Origin of the sequence: Micromonospora sp. NPDC047644 (genome assembly GCF_040704315.1) — a bacterium.
GTDB lineage: Bacteria > Actinomycetota > Actinomycetes > Mycobacteriales > Micromonosporaceae > Micromonospora.
In genome coordinates, this window is the sequence record NZ_JBEYSY010000007.1 from 331,881 (window position 1) to 347,982 (window position 16,102).

The 16,102-nt window shown below is 72.1% G+C and carries 16 protein-coding genes; 7 read left to right on the forward strand and 9 right to left on the reverse strand.

Features of this window, described 5'->3' with window-relative positions; genetic code table 11:
* Window positions 1–34 precede the first annotated feature (34 nt).
* Both AB0877_RS14360 and AB0877_RS14365 read right to left on the reverse strand, forming a co-directional pair.
* Window positions 35–1,501 carry an NADH-ubiquinone oxidoreductase-F iron-sulfur binding region domain-containing protein gene (locus AB0877_RS14360; RefSeq protein WP_366608986.1) on the reverse strand — a complete coding sequence of 489 codons (1,467 nt, stop codon included), beginning with the start codon at window positions 1,499–1,501 and terminating at the stop codon, window positions 35–37.
* Window positions 1,498–3,117 carry a hypothetical protein gene (locus AB0877_RS14365; protein ID WP_366608988.1) on the reverse strand — a complete coding sequence of 540 codons (1,620 nt, stop codon included), beginning with the start codon at window positions 3,115–3,117 and terminating at the stop codon, window positions 1,498–1,500. Before AB0877_RS14365 ends, AB0877_RS14360 begins: the two co-directional genes overlap by 4 nt.
* A gap of 271 nt (window positions 3,118–3,388) precedes the next feature.
* Between AB0877_RS14365 and AB0877_RS14370 the strand changes: the two genes are divergently transcribed.
* Window positions 3,389–4,834 (forward strand): alpha-amylase family protein, encoded by a 1,446-nt coding sequence (locus AB0877_RS14370; protein WP_366608989.1) that lies wholly within the window; start codon window positions 3,389–3,391, stop codon window positions 4,832–4,834.
* 75 nt (window positions 4,835–4,909) lie between these two features.
* Window positions 4,910–5,821 (forward strand): L,D-transpeptidase, encoded by a 912-nt coding sequence (locus AB0877_RS14375; protein ID WP_366608990.1) that lies wholly within the window; start codon window positions 4,910–4,912, stop codon window positions 5,819–5,821.
* A 16-nt stretch (window positions 5,822–5,837) separates the two neighbouring features.
* Here AB0877_RS14375 and AB0877_RS14380 read toward each other — a convergent pair whose 3' ends face one another.
* Genes AB0877_RS14380 through AB0877_RS14395 form a run of 4 tightly spaced genes read right to left on the reverse strand, consistent with a single transcriptional unit; the run spans window position 5,838 to window position 9,325 of the window.
* On the reverse strand, window positions 5,838–6,470 hold the full coding sequence (locus tag AB0877_RS14380; RefSeq protein ID WP_366608992.1) for a response regulator transcription factor: 633 nt from the start codon (window positions 6,468–6,470) through the stop codon (window positions 5,838–5,840).
* Window positions 6,467–7,597 (reverse strand): histidine kinase, encoded by a 1,131-nt coding sequence (locus AB0877_RS14385; RefSeq protein WP_366608993.1) that lies wholly within the window; start codon window positions 7,595–7,597, stop codon window positions 6,467–6,469. The genes AB0877_RS14380 and AB0877_RS14385 overlap by 4 nt, the downstream gene beginning before the upstream one ends.
* 26 nt (window positions 7,598–7,623) lie before the next feature.
* Window positions 7,624–8,424: an ABC transporter permease gene (locus AB0877_RS14390; RefSeq protein WP_366608994.1), complete on the reverse strand. Its 801-nt coding sequence runs from the start codon at window positions 8,422–8,424 to the stop codon at window positions 7,624–7,626.
* Between the two features lies 1 nt (window position 8,425).
* Window positions 8,426–9,325 (reverse strand): ABC transporter ATP-binding protein, encoded by a 900-nt coding sequence (locus tag AB0877_RS14395; RefSeq protein WP_366608995.1) that lies wholly within the window; start codon window positions 9,323–9,325, stop codon window positions 8,426–8,428.
* 280 nt (window positions 9,326–9,605) lie between these two features.
* Here AB0877_RS14395 and AB0877_RS14400 point away from each other — a divergent pair, with 280 nt between their 5' ends.
* From AB0877_RS14400 to AB0877_RS14415, 4 genes are all read left to right on the forward strand, one after another.
* Entirely contained in the window at window positions 9,606–10,460 is an 855-nt protein-coding gene (locus AB0877_RS14400) for an alpha/beta fold hydrolase (RefSeq protein WP_366608996.1), read from the forward strand.
* Window positions 10,461–10,608: 148 nt separating this feature from the next.
* A complete protein-coding gene (locus tag AB0877_RS14405) occupies window positions 10,609–10,818 on the forward strand; it encodes a type II toxin-antitoxin system VapB family antitoxin (RefSeq protein WP_366608997.1) in 210 nt (69 codons plus the stop codon).
* Window positions 10,815–11,234, forward strand: a complete 420-nt coding sequence (locus AB0877_RS14410; RefSeq protein WP_366608998.1) for a PIN domain nuclease — start codon at window positions 10,815–10,817, stop codon at window positions 11,232–11,234. Before AB0877_RS14405 ends, AB0877_RS14410 begins: the two co-directional genes overlap by 4 nt.
* Window positions 11,235–11,291: 57 nt before the next feature.
* Window positions 11,292–12,431, forward strand: coding sequence for a site-2 protease family protein (locus AB0877_RS14415; RefSeq protein WP_366608999.1), 1,140 nt, complete (start codon window positions 11,292–11,294; stop codon window positions 12,429–12,431).
* 112 nt (window positions 12,432–12,543) lie between these two features.
* Here AB0877_RS14415 and AB0877_RS14420 read toward each other — a convergent pair whose 3' ends face one another.
* Together AB0877_RS14420 and AB0877_RS14425 are read right to left on the reverse strand one after the other, a co-directional pair.
* Window positions 12,544–13,815: an FAD-binding protein gene (locus AB0877_RS14420; protein ID WP_366609000.1), complete on the reverse strand. Its 1,272-nt coding sequence runs from the start codon at window positions 13,813–13,815 to the stop codon at window positions 12,544–12,546.
* Entirely contained in the window at window positions 13,812–14,534 is a 723-nt protein-coding gene (locus AB0877_RS14425) for a hypothetical protein (protein ID WP_366609001.1), read from the reverse strand. Before AB0877_RS14425 ends, AB0877_RS14420 begins: the two co-directional genes overlap by 4 nt.
* A gap of 150 nt (window positions 14,535–14,684) precedes the next feature.
* Here AB0877_RS14425 and AB0877_RS14430 point away from each other — a divergent pair, with 150 nt between their 5' ends.
* The gene (locus AB0877_RS14430) at window positions 14,685–15,107 is read left to right on the forward strand and encodes a hypothetical protein (protein ID WP_366609002.1); all 423 of its coding nucleotides are present in this window, start codon (window positions 14,685–14,687) and stop codon (window positions 15,105–15,107) included.
* A gap of 33 nt (window positions 15,108–15,140) precedes the next feature.
* On the opposite strand, the gene AB0877_RS14435 is transcribed toward AB0877_RS14430, so the two are convergent.
* Window positions 15,141–16,070: an LLM class F420-dependent oxidoreductase gene (locus tag AB0877_RS14435; RefSeq protein WP_366609003.1), complete on the reverse strand. Its 930-nt coding sequence runs from the start codon at window positions 16,068–16,070 to the stop codon at window positions 15,141–15,143.
* Window positions 16,071–16,102: the final 32 nt, after the last annotated feature.

Consider the following 16,102-nt stretch of genomic DNA (forward strand, 5'->3'; position numbering starts at 1 on the left):
TCCGGAAGGGACCCCTGCTGGGCCTGAGGCTTGGCTATTCGGCCTTGGCGAGCCGGAGAGCCAACTCCGGGCAGACCTTGACCGCCTTCAGCGCGCCCTCGCGCAGCCAGGTCGGCACGGGGGTGGCCGGGAAGGCCGGATATCCGTTCGCGTCGAGCCGGATGAAGTCCGGTACGACGTGCGCGCAGAGGCCGTGCCCGTCGCAGCGGGACCAGTCCAGGGTGAGCTTCTGCGGGTTCGCGTCGGGTGCGCCCGGCAGCCCCATCATGCCCTTGACCCGTCGGCCACAGCCGTCGCCGGTGCTGTGCAGCCGCAGGTCCTCGACGAAGACCTCGATCGCGGAGAGCGCGAACCGGGCGGTGCCGTCGGGGTGACTGCACGCGCCCCGGCCCTTCACCTCACCGGCGGCGGCGCGCACCACGTCCGCCGGTTGGCTGCCGGCCACGGCCAGGTCCACCGCTCGGGCCAGATCCGGCAGGCCCATCTTGCACGGCCCGCACTGGCCGGCGGACTCACCGGCCAGGTAGCGCACCACCTGGGCGGCCTCACCGAGCGGGCAGGTGTCGACGCCGAGCGGGACGATGATGCCCGCGCCCAGGGTGCCGCCGACAGCGGCCAGGCCCTTGCGGGAAACCTCGGCCTTCTCCGCCGCCTCCGGGGTGATCCACTTGCCGTGGTAGCCGCCCATCAGGATGCCCTGGACGTCCGGCACCTCGCACAGGTCGAGCACGTCGCGCAGCGGCATGCCGGCCGTGCACTCCACCACGGCCGGTCGGCCCGCCGCGCCGGTCACCGTGAGCAGCACGGTGCCCGGCTCGTCGTCGGTGCCGAGCGCCGCGTACTCGTACGGGCCCAGTCGGGCGCCGATGGCGAGCTGGGCAAACGTCTCGGCGTTGGACAGCAGGGTGGGCAGGCCGCTGACCCCGGAGTCACTGGAGCGTTTCTTGGTGCCCGGCGGGATGTGCGGCAGCCCGTTGATGCCGTTGACGAGTGCGCCGCCCTCGCCGGAGATGAACCGGTGCGGCACTGTGACGATCGTCGTCTGCACCGGCATCCGGCGCTCGTCGAGCGCGTCCATCAGGGAGTCCCGGCCGACCCCGTCGTCCGCCACGCCGATCACGATCTCGTCGGCGTCCAGCGCGTACGCGGCCAGCGCCGCCCCATCCAGGATCAGGTGCGGGGCGCGGGTCAGCAGCACCTTGTCCTTCCAGCTGGCCGGCTCCCCCTCGGTGGCGTTGACCACCACCACGGCGGCCAGGTCCTGCCGCTCGCAGGACTCCAGCACGGCGCGCATCTTGCGGGCGAACGGGAACCCCGCCCCGCCCTTGCCCTTGAGCTGCATGCCCTCGGCGAGCTGGAGCAGCTGCGCGGGCTCCATCGGGCCGATCGGTCCGTGCACCTCCTCGTGCGCGCGCAGGTCGAGTCGGCCGTACTCGGCGAAGCCGGCGGTGAGCCGGGGCTCGCCCACACAGGCGACAGGTGGCACAGCGGTCCGCATCATTTCGCCTCACCCCGCAGCCCGGCCCAGTACGCCCCGTCCACCGCGTCGGCGCTGGCCTTGCGGCGCTTGGACTTGCCCTCGCCAGCGGCCCGCTTGGCGCGGCGGGACGCCAGGTCGACGAGGGTCGGGGTGTCGTCGACGGGCGGCGCCACCTCGTCCGGCATGTACCGGGCCGGCGGACGCCAGTAGTCCGGCTCCTCGGGCAGGTCGTCGTCGGCGCTGTGCCGGCCGCTGCCGCTGCGCGGCGCCGACGAGATCGGGCTGCTGGAGACCGGGCCGGCGGAGATCGGCTCGTCGGCCTGCCAGCGGCGCGGGCTGTCCCAGGGCTCCTCGGGCTCGTCGAGGGCCGGCAGCGGCGGCGACGAGTAACGGCTGCCGTCGTCCTCGCTGCGGGACCGGCGACGGGACCGCTCGGCGGCCGGCTCCTCGGCGCGACGCCGTCCGGTCGGCACGGCCTCGTCGCGGGTACGCGAGGCGCGCCGCCGGGTCACCGGCTCGACCTCCTCCTCGTCGCGTCGACGGGTGTCGGTCTCCTCCACGCTGCGGCGGGCCGACCGGCGGGTCGTCGACTCCTCCTCGGCACGTCGGCCGCGCGAGGAGCGTTCGGTCTCGGCGCGGGCGGCCGGCTCCTCCTCCCGCCGACGGCGGCTCGGCCGGGTCGGCTCGACCAGGGAACCGGGCTCGGGCACCACCGGGACGGTGAACCGTTCCGGGTCGCGGCGCGCGGCCGGCGCGGCCCAGGTGGCGGTGGTGGTGTCCGCCCAGGCGGGACGCTTCTCGGGGGCCTTCGGGCGTCGGCCCAACCCGGCCAGCAGCGACCTGGCGGTCTTCGCCTCCTCGGCCCGGCCGGCCATCACCGCGTTGCGCACCGCCGCCTGGTGCTGCTCGCGGCTGCGCCGACCGATGCTGACCGAGAACCGGACCAGCAGGGCCAGCACCACCAGCAGAACGCAGGCCAGGTAGCTGAACATCACCCAGGGCGCCGCGGCCCGACCGGCGTTGAGGCCGTGCACGATGGCGAAGGGCCAGGCCAGGTACGCGACGGAGTGCATGGCCCGCCACACCCACTTCGGACCGACGCCGGCGAAGCGGGCGCGGATGATGCCGGTCCAGATCACGCTGACCATCAGCAGCGCCGCCACAGTGCCGAGCCCGATGTAGAGCCCCCGGCCGCCGACGAACGGGACCAGCGCGTCGGTCGGCGCCGCCCGCCCGGTAGCGATCTTGGTGAGAACGTGGAAGCCGAGCCCGGCCACGCCCAGCACGCCGGTGGCCCGGTGCGCCGACTGCATCAGCACCCGGTGCGGGATGCGCAGCACCAGCCGATCGGTGGCGAGCAGACCGAGCATCACGGTGAGACTCAACGACACCAGGGAGATGACCCCGGCGAAGAACTCGGTGAAGAAGAAGCCGTACGCGTACGCCGACTGACCGACGCCGGTCAGCATGATCGCCGCCCAGAGCGCGGCGAGAGCCGACGCGATCAGCAGGGCGACCCCCGACCGTGACGGGGCGCGCACCCCCCGACTGCTGGCGCTGGTCCGGACCTTCGCCGCCTTCATGTCCTGCTGTGCCCGGGCCATCTGCTCCTCGATCGTCTCGCGGCGGCGTACCACCGGCCGACCCCTGCTCCCCCATCCAGTACGGACCGGCGGGGCGCGCGGATCACCTGGGGAAGAAATTTCTGGGCCGACATCGAACCGAGGGGCACGGTCGTGCGTTCCCCCCGCCTCCACCGACCGGTCAGGACAGTGGCGGATGCCCATGCATTGACAGTCGTCGCAACACGCTTGTAATCTTTCAGCAATTTTCAGTCAGGTTTGCAACATCTTGGCAAGCCGGGCCTCCCCCACCGCACCACCACCCCCGCTCCCGTCAGGAGTCCCCATGCACCGACGTCGGCGCGGCTCGGCGCTCCTCGCCCTCGGCCTGATCGCCAGCCTGCTCGTCCCCACCGCCGTGACGGCACCCCCGGCCGTCGCCGCCCCGTCCGGCGGTAAGAAGGTCATCGTCCAGCTCTTCGAGTGGAACTGGCCCTCGGTGGCCAGCGAGTGCCAGAGCACCCTCGGCCCCAAGGGCTACGGCTACGTGCAGGTCTCGCCCCCGCAGGAGCACGTACGGGGCAACCAGTGGTACATGGCGTACCAGCCGGTCAGCTACCGGATCGAGTCCCGCAAGGGCACCCGGGCCCAGTTCCAGTCGATGGTGAACACCTGCCACGCGGCCGGGGTCAAGGTGATCGTCGACGCCGTGATCAACCACATGTCCGGTCAGGCCAACGGCGGCACCGGCTGGGCCGGGTCGTCCTACTCGCACTACGACTACCCGGGCATCTACCAGACCCAGGACTTCCACCACTGCGGGCGCAACGGCGGCGACGACATCGCCAACTACAACGACCGGTACGAGGTGCAGAACTGTGAACTGGTCAACCTGTCCGACCTGAAGACCGAGTCGGACTACGTCCGTACGAAGATCGCCTCGTACCTCAACGACCTGCTCTCGCTCGGCGTCGACGGCTTCCGGCTGGACGCCAGCAAGCACATGCCGGCCGCCGACATCGCCGCCATCAGGAGCAAGCTGTCCCGCTCCGCGTACATCGTGCAGGAGGTCATCCACGGTGCCGGCGAGCCGGTCCAGCCGAGCGAGTACACCGGCAACGGCGACGTGCACGAGTTCCGCTACGGCAAGGACCTGGCCCGGGTGTTCCGCTCCGAGCGGTTGGCGTACCTGCGCAACTTCGGCGAGGGCTGGGGGCACCTGCCCACCGGCCCGGCCTCGGTGTTCGTGGACAACCACGACACCCAGCGCGACTCCGGTGGGGTGCTGACCTACCGCGACCGGGGCATCTACGCGCTGGCGAACGCCTTCATGCTGGCCTGGCCGTACGGCTCTCCGACCGTCATGTCCAGCTACACCTTCAGCAACCGGGATGCCGGCCCCCCGTCGGACGGCGCCAACAAGACGCTCAACGCCACCTGTTACTCCGGCTGGGAGTGCGAACACCGCTGGCCGGTGATCGCCAACATGGTCGGCTTCCGCAACGCCACCGAGGGCGCGGGAGTGGCCAACTGGTACGACAACGGCAACAACCACATCGCGTTCAGCCGCAGCGGCAAGGGTTTCCTCACCGTCAACGACGAGGACGCCGCGGTGAACGGCCGCTCCTACTACACGGGGTTGCCCGCCGGTCGGTACTGCGACGTCATCCACGGCACCTACGCGGGTGGGACGTGCAGCGGTCCGGTGATCACGGTGGACGGTAACGGCTGGTTCGCGGCGAACGTGCCGGCGCACGACGCGGTGGCCATCCACATCGGCGCACGGGTCTGACGCGATCGGGGCCTCCGGACGGCGGGTCTCGCCGAACCGGGGGCCCCGAAGGATCCGCCACCATAGAGTGGTTTCGTGCCGTTTGACCGAAAGACTCCGTACCGCCGTCGCGGCGTCTGGGTGGCCGCCGCGATCGGCGTACCCGCGCTGCTGGTGACCGCGCTGCTGGTCGGCCAGGCCCTCACCCCGAGCTCGACGGCCCCCGACGACCGCGACGTGGCGGTGGCCGACCCGACACCGAGCAGTGTGGAGCAGAGCCCGGAGGAGTCGATCCCCCCGGCCGCGCCCGCCCCGGACGGGCTGCCGGTGGTCGACTACGACCCCGCACCCGGGGGGTTCCCGGCCGACCCGGCCACCATGGACGTCACACCGCTGGCCGACGGCGCGCACCCGACCAGACGCATCGCCGCGTACGACGCACCCGGCGGTCGACCGCGCGCCTTCCTCGAACCGACCATCCGCGGTGTCGAGCTGACCATGCCGATCGCCCAGCGACGCGCCGGCTGGACGGCCGTCCTGCTGCCCTCGGCCAACCGCCGACTCGCCTGGCTGCCGCCCGGCGGTTTCGAGACGGTGCCGCTGCGCGACCAGATCGTGGTGGAACGCAAGGTCCACCGGCTCACCTGGTACCGGGCCGGCAGGGCGGTGCGCTCCTGGGAGGTCAGCCTCGGCCAGTCCGGCCAGGAAACCCCACTGGGGCGGACCTTCATCCTGGGCCGCACCCCACCGCCGGAGGAGGTCTACGGCGGGGTGGACATCTACGCCCTCGGGTCGGTGCCCGACGACCCCGAGTCGGTGCCGTCCGGGCTGCGCGGCGCGCACATCGGGGTGCACACCTGGCACAACGACGACGAGCTGGGCGAGAACACCACCAACGGCTGCATCCGGCTGACCCGCAGCGGTCAGCGGGAACTGCTCGCCGAGGTCCGCCCCGGCAGCAGCGTCGTCGTCGTCGACCAACTGGCCGCCCCACCGCCGACCGCCTGAGCCCCGGCGCGCACGGTCACTCGCCGAGCAGCCAGCCATTCTGCTCGGCGACCCGGATCGCGTCGGCCCGGTTACGGGCACCGGTCTTGCCGATCGCCGCCGACAGGTGGTTGCGTACCGTCCCCTCGGACAGGTGCAACGCCCTGGCCAGGTCGGCGACGCTGCCACCGCCCCGGGCCGTGCGCAGCACCTCGGTCTCCCGCTCGGTCAGCGGGCTGAGCCCGGCGGCCAGCGTCTCCGCGGCCAGCGTCGGGTCGACCACCCGCAGGCCGGCGTACACCCGGCGGACCGCGTCGGCGAGCTGCCGGGCCGGGGTGTCCTTGACCACGAAACCGCTCGCACCGGCCTCCATGGCCCGACGCAGGTAGCCGGGCCGACCGAAGGTGGTCACCACGAGGACCCGGCAGGTCGGCAGCGCGGCCCGCAACGCGGCGGTGGCGGCGATCCCGTCCAGGCCGGGCATCTCCACGTCCAGCAGGGCCACGTCCGGAGCGCTGCGTCGGGCCTCGGGCACCACCTCGTCACCCCGGCCGACCTCGGCGACCACGGTCAGGTCCTCCTCCAACGAGAGCAGGGCGGCCAGGGCACCCCGGACCAGCGCCTGGTCGTCGGCGAGCAGCAGCCGGATCGGCGTGGACCGGCCGCTCACCGGGCCTCCCCCGGTGCGTGCACCCGCAGCAGGAAACCGTCGCCCGTCGGCCGGCGGCCGACGGTCACCACAGCGTCCAGCCGCCGCGCCCGCTCCCGCAGGCCCACCAGCCCGTGCCCGCTCGGGTCGGGAGTGGACGGGCCACGACCGTCGTCACTGATCTCGACCCGATCCGGGTGTACCCGGATCACGCAGCACCGCGCCCCGCTGTGCCGGACCACGTTCGTCACCCCTTCGCGTACCGCCCAGCCGAACAACCGGTCCCACTCCTGCGGCAGCTCCGGCACCTCTGTAGACACGTCGGCCGCGATGCCCGCCGCCGCCAGCGCCGAGCGGGCGCCGGCCAGCTCCGCGGCGAGACTCACCTCGCGGTACGCCCCGACCGTCTGTCGTACGTCGGCCAGCGCGGCCCGGGCCAGCGCCTCCACCTCGGCGATCTCGGCGGCGGCCCGGTCGGTGTCCACCTCGATCAGACGCCCGGCCAGCTCGGCCTTGATCGCCACCACGGTCAGCGAGTGCCCGAGGATGTCGTGCAGGTCGCGGGCGGCACGGGACCGCTCCTCGGCGACCGCGAGCCGACCGATCTCCTGTTGGGCCGCGCGGAGTTCGCTGTTGCGCTGCGCCAACTGGGACACCCCGAACATGGCGAACGACGCCAGCAGCACCGCGAAGACGATGCCGTTCTCCGCCTCCCACCCCGGCACCAGCCGAGACGCCACCACGGGGGTCACCGCACAGAGCACGACGACGGCCAACGCCTCCCGCAGCGGCAGCAGGAAGACCGCCGCCGCGGCCACGTAGACCAGGGTGGCCAGCCAGTCCCCCTCGGTGCCCGGGAGACTGGCCAGACCCACCGCGAGCAGCAGCGCCAGCCCGGCGCGAGCCCGGCCGGCCGGGATGGGCGACAGGGACTGGCGTAGCTTGCGGGCCCACTGGAACAGCAGCACGTAACCGACGCCGAAGACGACGAGGGCCACCACACCGAGGACCCGCCGCCACGGCTCCGGTTGGTGCAACGCGGTGGCCAGCGGCACGTTGAGGAAGAACAGCCACACCGCGGCGAGCAGCCAGCCGGTGACCCGCCAGTGGCGGCTCACCGGCCATGGCTGCCCGGTCGGGAGGTCCATCGGGTTCACGCTAGCGGCCCGGTCGCTCAGACCCGCGCGGTGTCCCGGCGGAACAGCCGGGCCGCGCCGACACCGAACAGCAGCGCCCAGACGACGAGGTTCACCACCGCCGCCATGCTCACCCCGTCGCCGGTCAGCGGGGCACGGGCCAGCACACCCATGCCGTACACCGGGGTGAACTTCGCGACCTGCTGGAGCACGTCCGGCAGCACCTCGACCGGGACGAACAGCCCGCCGAACATGGCCAGCACCGCCAGCACGGGGCCGATGATCTGCATGACGTTCTCGGCCGGCGCCAGGTAACCGATGAAGAGACCGAACGCGGCGAAGACCAGCGAGCCGACCCACGCGGCGAGCCCGGACAGCAGCCACACGTACGCCGGGACGCGGACGCCGGCCACGGCCCCCACCAGGAACTCGATGACCACCGCCAGCAGGCCGAGGCTCATCGCGGTGATCAGCTTGGTCACCACGTACGCGGCCGGGCGGAGCGGGGTGAGCCGCAGTTGTCGGCTCCAACCCAGGGCCCGTTCGGTGGCCACCGCGCCACCGACACTGGTGGTGGCCACCATCGCCGCGTAGACGGCCAGGCTGATCATGATGTACGCGGTCACCGGCCGGCCGTTGTCCAGCGACTGCCCGCCCTGCGGCAGGCCGAAGATGAGGAAGAAGACGCCGGGCATGATCAGCGTGAAGGCGAGGGTGCGACGGTTGCGCAGCACCCGGCGCAGCTCGATGAGCAGGGCACCGGGAGCGAACCCGCCCAGCGCGGGCAGCCGACGGTCCGGCTCGGTGACAGCGGCGCGGGTGGGGGTGGAGGTGGTCATCTCAGGCTCCGGTCTGCGCTGTGGTCAGGGCGAGGAAGGCGTCCTCGAGGTTGCGGGAGGTGATCTCGACGTCCCGGGCGGCGGTCCGGGTCAGCAGGTGCCGGGCGACGGCATCCGAGTCGCCGGTCCGCACCAGCACGCTGTCGCCACGTACCTCGACGGCGTCCACGCCGGGCAGCGCGGCGAGCGCGGCCTGGTCGGCACCGGGCAGGGTGGCCCGCACGGTACGGCCGGCGGCCAGGTTCTTGATCTCCGCGGTGGTGCCGTCGGCGACGATGCGCCCCTGCCGGACCAGCACGATCCGGTCGGCGTACGCGTCCGCCTCGTCGAGGTAGTGGGTGGCGAAGATGACGGTCCGACCGCGGCGGGCGTCACGGCGGAGGGCCTGCCAGAAGTCCCGCCGACCCTCGACGTCCATGCCGGTGGTCGGCTCGTCGAGCACCATCAGGTCCGGGTCGGGCAGCAGGGCCAGGGCGAAGCGCAACCGCTGCTGCTGACCGCCCGAGCAGCGCCCGACCACCCGATCGGTGATGTCGGTGATACCGGCCCGCTCCAGCACCTCCGCTGCCGGGCGGGTGTGCCGGTAGAAGTGCGCGGTCATCCGCACCGTCTCGCCCACGGTGAGGTCCTTGAGCAGACCACCGGTCTGGAGTACGGCGGCGACGCGACCTCGGGCCACCGCGTCGTCCGGGGTGCCACCGAGGACGCGGACGGTGCCCGAGTCCGGGCGGGACAACCCGAGCAGCATGTCGATGGTGGTGGTCTTGCCCGCGCCGTTCGGGCCGAGGAACGCCACCACCTCGCCGGGCTGTACCCGAAGGCTCAACCCGTCGACAGCGGTGACCGCGCCGAAGCTCTTGGTGAGGCCGTCCAACTCGACAGCCGGATGCGTACTGGTCATGCCAGTCATGCTCCGGCGGCGCGTACCCCGATGCCCGGAGCGGTCGTCACGCTCCGACCGTGACATTTGTCAGGGGCCCGGCACCACGGAGAGTGACCTCCGTGCGAGCCAACACCGAAACGAGCGTGATGTCCCCGAGTCATCATGATGTCCCTGAGTCATCACGCTCACTGCCACATCCGCCCGCGAGCGCGACCCGCCGAGTCGACAGCCGGCGGAGGCATTCCCGGCGCGGCAGCGGGTAACCGCCGGGCCGAAGCCGCGACACCGGGAGGACACGATGGGTGCCACGCCGCAGGGTCAGGTCGACACGATCGTGCTGATCCACGGGCTCTGGATGACGCCGCGCAGCTGGGAGGGGTGGGCCCAGCGCTACACCGAACGCGGCATGCACGTCATCGCCCCCGCCTGGCCCGGCATGGACCGGTCCGTGGAGCAGTTGCGCGACGACCCCGGCCCCATCGCCGAGCAGAGCATGGCCACCATCGTCGCGCACTACGACAAGATCATCCGGGCGCTGCCCCGACCGCCGATCATCATGGGTCACTCGTTCGGGGGCCTGTTCGCCCAGGTCCTCGCCGACCGGGGTCTCGGCGCGGCAGTGGTGGGGGTGCATCCCGCGGCGATCAAGGGGGTGCTCAAGGTGCCGCTGAGTCAGCTCCGCTCGGGCTTCCCGATCCTGCGCAGCCCCGCCAACCGCAGCAAGGCCGTCCCGTTCAGCCAGGACGACTTCGCCTACACCTTCGGCAACACGATGAGCCGCGAGGACTCCGACCGGGCCTGGCAGCGCTACGCCGTCCCGGGTGCTGGCCGGGTCTTCTTCGAGGGCGCCTTCGCCAACGTCGACCCGCGCTCACCCGCCCGGGTCGACGTCGGGCGCACCGACCGGGCCCCGCTGCTGCTGATGGCCGGCGAGGCCGACCACGTGGTGCCGGCGTCGGTGGTCCGCGCCAACGCCGGGCTCTACCAGAAGTCCCGGGCCCTCACCGCGTACGAGCAGTTCCCCGGCCGGTCACACTTCACCGTCGGACAACCCGGCTGGGAGCCGATCGCCGACTACGCGCTGGACTGGGCTCTGCGCGCGGCAGCCCTGCCCCGCGAGGCGACCATCGCCAGCGAAACCCCCCGCCGCTGACCCTCGGTCTCCATGATCAGGCAAGACCACGCCGGCGGCGCGTCCCCGCGTCCACCATCGCGGTCAGGGTGGCGCTTCAGCGGGGCCTGATATCAAAAGCGCACCAGATTGATATCATCGACGCTGATCGCCCACCTGAGGAGGCACTGTGAGCCGGACGATCCTTGACGTCGATGACGAACTCCTCGCCGAAGCCGGCAAGGTTCTCGGCACCACGACGAAGAAGGCCACCGTCAACGCCGCCCTCAAGGCGGTCGTCGATCGGGAGAAACGACGACAGTTCGCCGACTGGCTCAAGAGCGGTGGGCTGCCCGACCTGACCGGCCCTGTCGTGACCGCCGAGCCGGACGCGGCGTGAAGCACGAGCAATACCTGCTCGACAAGTCGGCCCTCGCCCGCTGGCCGAAGCAGCACGTGGCTCCAGTCCTTGGCGAACTCTCCGACCGAGGGGTGCTCGCGGTATGCGGGGCTGTCGAGATCGAAGTCATTCACAGTGCTCGGACCGCGAAAGATGCGCAGCGTGCCAGGTGGTTGATGGGCGGCTTCCAGTGGCTCTCAATGCCTGACGAAGTCTGGGACCGAGCGATCGACGTGCAGGTGGAGGCCCTACACAAGGGCAACCACCGCGCCCTCTCCATGGCGGATCTGCTGATCGCCGCCACCGCCGAGCGACACGGGGTCACGGTGCTGCATTACGACGGCGATTTCGATCTCATCAGCGCGATCACCGGGCAGCCCAGCGCCTGGGTGGTCCCGCCCGGCACCGCCGATTGATCAGGCTGTCTGCCTGATCTGCCGCATGTCGGCGTCCTGGCGGGGTACCTCTGTGCGATGAGGGCCAGTTTCCGGCTTGGCCGGGTCGCGGGGGTGCCGGTCGGGGTCAACTGGAGCGTGCTGGTCATCTTCGCGCTGATCGCGTGGGGGTTGGCCGCGAACCAGTTTCCCCGTTCGTACCCGGACCGCTCGCCCGTGGCGTACACCCTCGCCGGCCTGGCCGCGGCGGTGGTCTTCTTCGTCGGCCTGCTCGCCCACGAGGTGTCGCACGCGGTGGTGGCCACACGCAACGGCCTGGAGGTCGACGGCATCACGCTGTGGCTGTTCGGCGGCGTGGCCGAGTTGCGGGGCGAGCCGCGTGACCCGGGCGCGGAGTTGCGCATCGCCGGCGTCGGCCCGCTGGTCAGCCTGCTGATCGGGGCGTTCTTCGGTGCCATCGCGGCGTTGCTGGCGCTGGCCGGGCAGGGCGGGCTGCTGTTCGGGGCGGTGGCCTGGTTGGCGGGGATCAACGTGCTGCTGGCCGTCTTCAACGTCCTGCCGGCCGCGCCCCTGGACGGCGGCCGGTTGCTGCGCGCCGCGGTCTGGAAGGCCACCGGCGACCGGACCCGAGCGTCAGTCGTCGCCGCTCGGGCCGGCTGGGTGCTGGGTGTGCTGCTGATCGGCCTGGGGTTGTGGCAGTTCCTGTCCGGTGTCGGTTTCGGCGGGCTCTGGTTGGCGCTGATCGGCTGGTTCCTGATCGGCGCGGCCGGGATGGAGGAGCGACAGGCCCGCACCGGCACCGCGTTGCGCGGGATCCGGGTGGGCGACGTGATGACCCCGCAGCCGCAGACCGCCTCGGCGCAGATGACTGTCGCGGACTTCGTCGACCACTACCTGTTCGCGTACCGGCATTCGGCGTTGCCGCTGACCGAGGACGGCCGACCGACCGGGCTGGTCACCGTCGACCGGGTGCGGGGCGTACCGCCGGAGCGGCGGGCGTCGACCACGCTGGCCGAGGTCGCCTGTCGAGCCGACGATCTGGTGCTGGCCCAGCCCGGTGAACAGCTCAACGACCTGCTCCCCCGGCTCTCCGAGTGCGCCGACGGCCGCGCCCTGGTGGTGACCGAGGACGGCCACCTGACCGGCATCGTCTCCCCCAGCGACATCAGCCGCGCCGTCCAACGCAGCACCCTCCGCACCCCCACCCCCTCCCGTTGACTCCTCCCGTTGATCATGAAGTTATTGCCACCCGGCTCGGCGTGTCGGGGCAATAACTTCATGATCAACGCGGACGGCGCACAGTAGACAACAGGGGCCGGCACCTGCGGGGTCACCGGGGGAAGTAGCGGTCCAGGGCCTCGGTGCGGAACGTGCCCTTCGGATCCAGGTCGGCCAGGAGCGCGGTGAAGTCGGCGTAGCGCGGGTAGCGGGCGGCCAACTCGGCCGGGTCGGTGACGAAGACCTTGCCCCAGTGCGGGCGGGGCGCGAAGGGCGCCAGCCGCTCCTCCACGGCGGCCACCACGGGCAGCACCGCCGCGGTGTCGTCGACCCAGGTGAAGTGCAGTACGAAGCTGTCCCGCCGGTGGTTCGGGCTCAGCCACAGCTCGTCGGCCGCCACCGTCCGGAGCTCGGACACCAGCAGCACCGGGGCGATCAGGTCCGCCACGTCGTCCAGGGCGGCGAGCGCGTCCGCCGCCGCCGTACGCGCGACGTGGTACTCGGACTGCAGTTCGTCGCCGCTGCTCGGGGTGAAGCCGAGCTTGAAGTGCGGCAGCCGCTCGTGCCACGGGCCCGGCTCGCCGAGCTGCGGCGTGCAGTTCTCCGCCGGCATCCCGCGCACCGGGTGCCGGGGCTGGTCGGCCGCCGTGGTGCCCAGCCAGTCCGCCGGGGGTGGCGGCTCGTCGGCGACCTGCTTGCGCCACACCTCGCGCAGTCGGGGCGTACGGAAGTCGGTGAAGACACTCACGCTGTACGCCGAGCCGAGCGCCTCGTCCAACGCCGTCCGGTCCAGGTCGAGGCGTACGTACTGGCGCAGCGCGAAGGTCGGTACGACGTCCAGGGTGACCCGGGTGACCAGGCCGAGCGCGCCGAGCCCGACCACCATGCCGGCGAACGTGTCGGTGTCGCGGTCGACCCGGAGCAGGTCGCCGTCGGCGGTGACCAGTTCCAGGCCGGCGACCGCGCTGGCCAGGTTGCCGTGGGTCTGGCCGGAGCCGTGGGTGGCGGTGGCCACCGCTCCGGCCACCGAGATGTGCGGCAGCGAGGCGAGGTTCGCCAGCGCGTACCCCTGGGTGTGCAGTTGTCGGGCGACGTCGCCGTAGCGCATCGCGCCGCTCACGGTGACCTGCCCGCGCTCGTGGTCCACCGCGACGACCGGGGGCAGCCCGGCGAGACTGACCAGGTCACCGTCGGTGTCGCCGAGACGGTTGAAGGAGTGTCCGCTGCCCACCGCCCGGATCCGGCTGCTGCCGGCGACGAGCCGGCGCAGTTCGTCGACGGAGGTGGGGCGGTGGAACGCCGTCGCGGCGTACCGCACGTTGCCGGCCCAGTTGCGGCGCGGAACGTCAGTGCTCGACGCGGTGTGCGGTCCCTGCGCGGTCATGTGGCGGTCTCCCGATCGGTGCTCTGGTGGTCGGCCAACGCGGCGACGAGGGCACCCAGAACGGTATCCGTCTCGGATGTGTTGTAGCCACGCTGGGCGATCGGCAGACCGGCCCTGGTGGCGCGTTCGATCTCCCCGCGGGCCGCCTTCCGGGCTGACGTGTCCCCGGACATCAGCGCGTCCTGGCCGCGTCGGATCAACCGGTCGACCCGGTCCATCTGGTAGCCACGCAGACCGATCATGAGCTCCGGTGCTTCGAAGGCGGCGCGGCGCACCGCGAGCAGGTCGACGAACCGGTCGCCGGCATAGCGGGTCAACGCGGCCGACACCTGCTCGGGCTGCTCCCGGACCTGGTCGAGGACGAGCAACTCGATGGCCGGGCGACCGTCGGACGGGTGGCGCGCCGTCACCAGCTCACGGGGCACACCCTGCACAGGAACCAGCAACAGTCGCGGCGGTTTCGCGTAGCCGTCGCGTCGGGGCGGCTCGTCGAGGACCAGCGTGTCGACCTCGTCCCACCGGATCTCCCGGCGCAGGCCGGGACGCCGGATGCTGAGCCCTTCCGAGTGGATCCTGAACCGGAACGGCCGCATCGCGCTGACCAGCGCCACCGCGCCGAGCGCGATCGCCCCCACCGCGATGATCGTCCGTAGCAGGGCGCCGTCGCTGGGATAGACCAACAGAAGCACTCCACCGAGTACGCACACCGAGGCGAGCACACGGGCCCCCCGATTCCGGCGCAGTTCCACGCTCGGACCCCCGTTTCATGACCGTGGCGTCGGTCCCGACATCTTCCGCCAGACCGGGCACCAGGGACACCGGTCGATCGGGCACGGTTGTTCTCGTCGTCGTCGGGGAACCCTACGCCCATGAGCAGCTACCGTGATCCGGCCGCACGAGGCGACGTCTTCCCCTCCGAGGAGGAGCTGGACCCGACCGGCACCGAGGTCGAGCAGGCCAGCGCGCCGCCGGCCGGCGGGTTGTCGAGCCACCCGTCGCCAACGCCCGGTCCTCGGCCCACACCGGCGCCCGCGCCCGCCCCGACGCCGGTGCCGGCACCCGGCCCGCCGCCGCGCGCTCCGGGCGCACAGTCGATCGTGACACGTCACCTGGACGGCTCGGTGGAGGTGGTCACCGACCTCGACGGTGACGGCGTCGCCGACGTCGTCCAGATCGACGTGGACGGTGACGGGATCCCGGACATCACCTACGTGGACAGTGACCGCGACGGGCGGCTGGACACCGTGCTGGGTGACCCGAGCGCGGTCGGGACGGGCCTGCACCGGGCCTGACCGGCGGCGTCGTCGGACGGCCACCCGACCGACTCAGAGCTTGGCCATCACCTCGCCGGCGACCAGCTCCAGGTGATCCAGGTCGCTGAGGTCGAGCACCTGAAGGTAGAGCCGCTCGCTGCCGATCTCCGCGTACCGGCCGATGGTGTCCAGCACCTCGGCGGGCGTTCCGGCCAGACCGTTGGCCCGCAGCTCGTCCGGATCGCGACCGATGGCGGCAGCCCGGCGGGCCACCTCGGCGTCGTCGCGCCCGCAGCAGAGCACCAGGGCGTTGGACCAGACCATCTCGGCCGGGTCCCGACCGATCTCGACGCAGGCCGCGCGCACCCGGTCGAACTGCGCGGCGGTGTCCGGCACCGAGGCGAACGGCAGGTTGAACTCGTCCGCGTAGCGGGCGGCCAGCCGAGGGGTGCGCTTCGCGCCCGTACCGCCGAGCAGGATCGGAGGACGGGGCTGCTGCACGGGCTTGGGCAGGGCCGGCGAGTTCCGGACCGGGTAGTACCGGCCGTCGTGGTCGAACCGCTCCCCCGGCGGCGTGGCCCAGAGCCCGGTGATGACCGCGAGCTGCTCCTCCAGCCGGTCGAACCGCTCGCCCAGCGGCGGGAACGCGATGCCGTACGCGCTGTGCTCCTCGGCGTACCAGCCGGTGCCGATGCCCAGTTCCACCCGGCCGCCGCTCATCTGGTCGACCTGCGCGACCGTGATCGCCAGCGGGCCGGGCAGCCGGAAGGTGGCGGCGGTCATGAGCGTGCCGAGCCGGATGCGGCTGGTCTCGCGGGCCAGGCCGGCGAGCGTGGTCCACGCGTCGGTGGGGCCGGGCTCGCCGCTCACGTCCCCCATCTTCAGGTAGTGGTCGGACCGGAAGAACGCGCCGTAGCCGGCGTCCTCGGCGCAGCGGGCGACGGCGAGCAACTGGTCGTAGCTGGCACCCTGCTGGGGCTCGGTGAAGATCCGAAGTTCCATGATCCGAGCATAGGGTTCCCCGGTCGGCCCGA

Bases quoted from the DNA above. Each gene is read 5' to 3' on its own strand.
- AB0877_RS14360 (WP_366608986.1), bottom strand. From the start codon at position 1,501: ATGATGCGGACCGCTGTGCCACCTGTCGCCTGTGTGGGCGAGCCCCGG.
- AB0877_RS14435 (WP_366609003.1), bottom strand. From the start codon at position 16,070: ATGGAACTTCGGATCTTCACCGAGCCCCAGCAGGGTGCCAGCTACGAC.
- AB0877_RS14370 (WP_366608989.1), top strand. From the start codon at position 3,389: ATGCACCGACGTCGGCGCGGCTCGGCGCTCCTCGCCCTCGGCCTGATC.
- AB0877_RS14420 (WP_366609000.1), bottom strand. From the start codon at position 13,815: ATGACCGCGCAGGGACCGCACACCGCGTCGAGCACTGACGTTCCGCGC.
- AB0877_RS14430 (WP_366609002.1), top strand. From the start codon at position 14,685: ATGAGCAGCTACCGTGATCCGGCCGCACGAGGCGACGTCTTCCCCTCC.
- AB0877_RS14400 (WP_366608996.1), top strand. From the start codon at position 9,606: ATGGGTGCCACGCCGCAGGGTCAGGTCGACACGATCGTGCTGATCCAC.
- AB0877_RS14395 (WP_366608995.1), bottom strand. From the start codon at position 9,325: ATGACCAGTACGCATCCGGCTGTCGAGTTGGACGGCCTCACCAAGAGC.
- AB0877_RS14415 (WP_366608999.1), top strand. From the start codon at position 11,292: ATGAGGGCCAGTTTCCGGCTTGGCCGGGTCGCGGGGGTGCCGGTCGGG.
- AB0877_RS14390 (WP_366608994.1), bottom strand. From the start codon at position 8,424: ATGACCACCTCCACCCCCACCCGCGCCGCTGTCACCGAGCCGGACCGT.
- AB0877_RS14385 (WP_366608993.1), bottom strand. From the start codon at position 7,597: ATGGACCTCCCGACCGGGCAGCCATGGCCGGTGAGCCGCCACTGGCGG.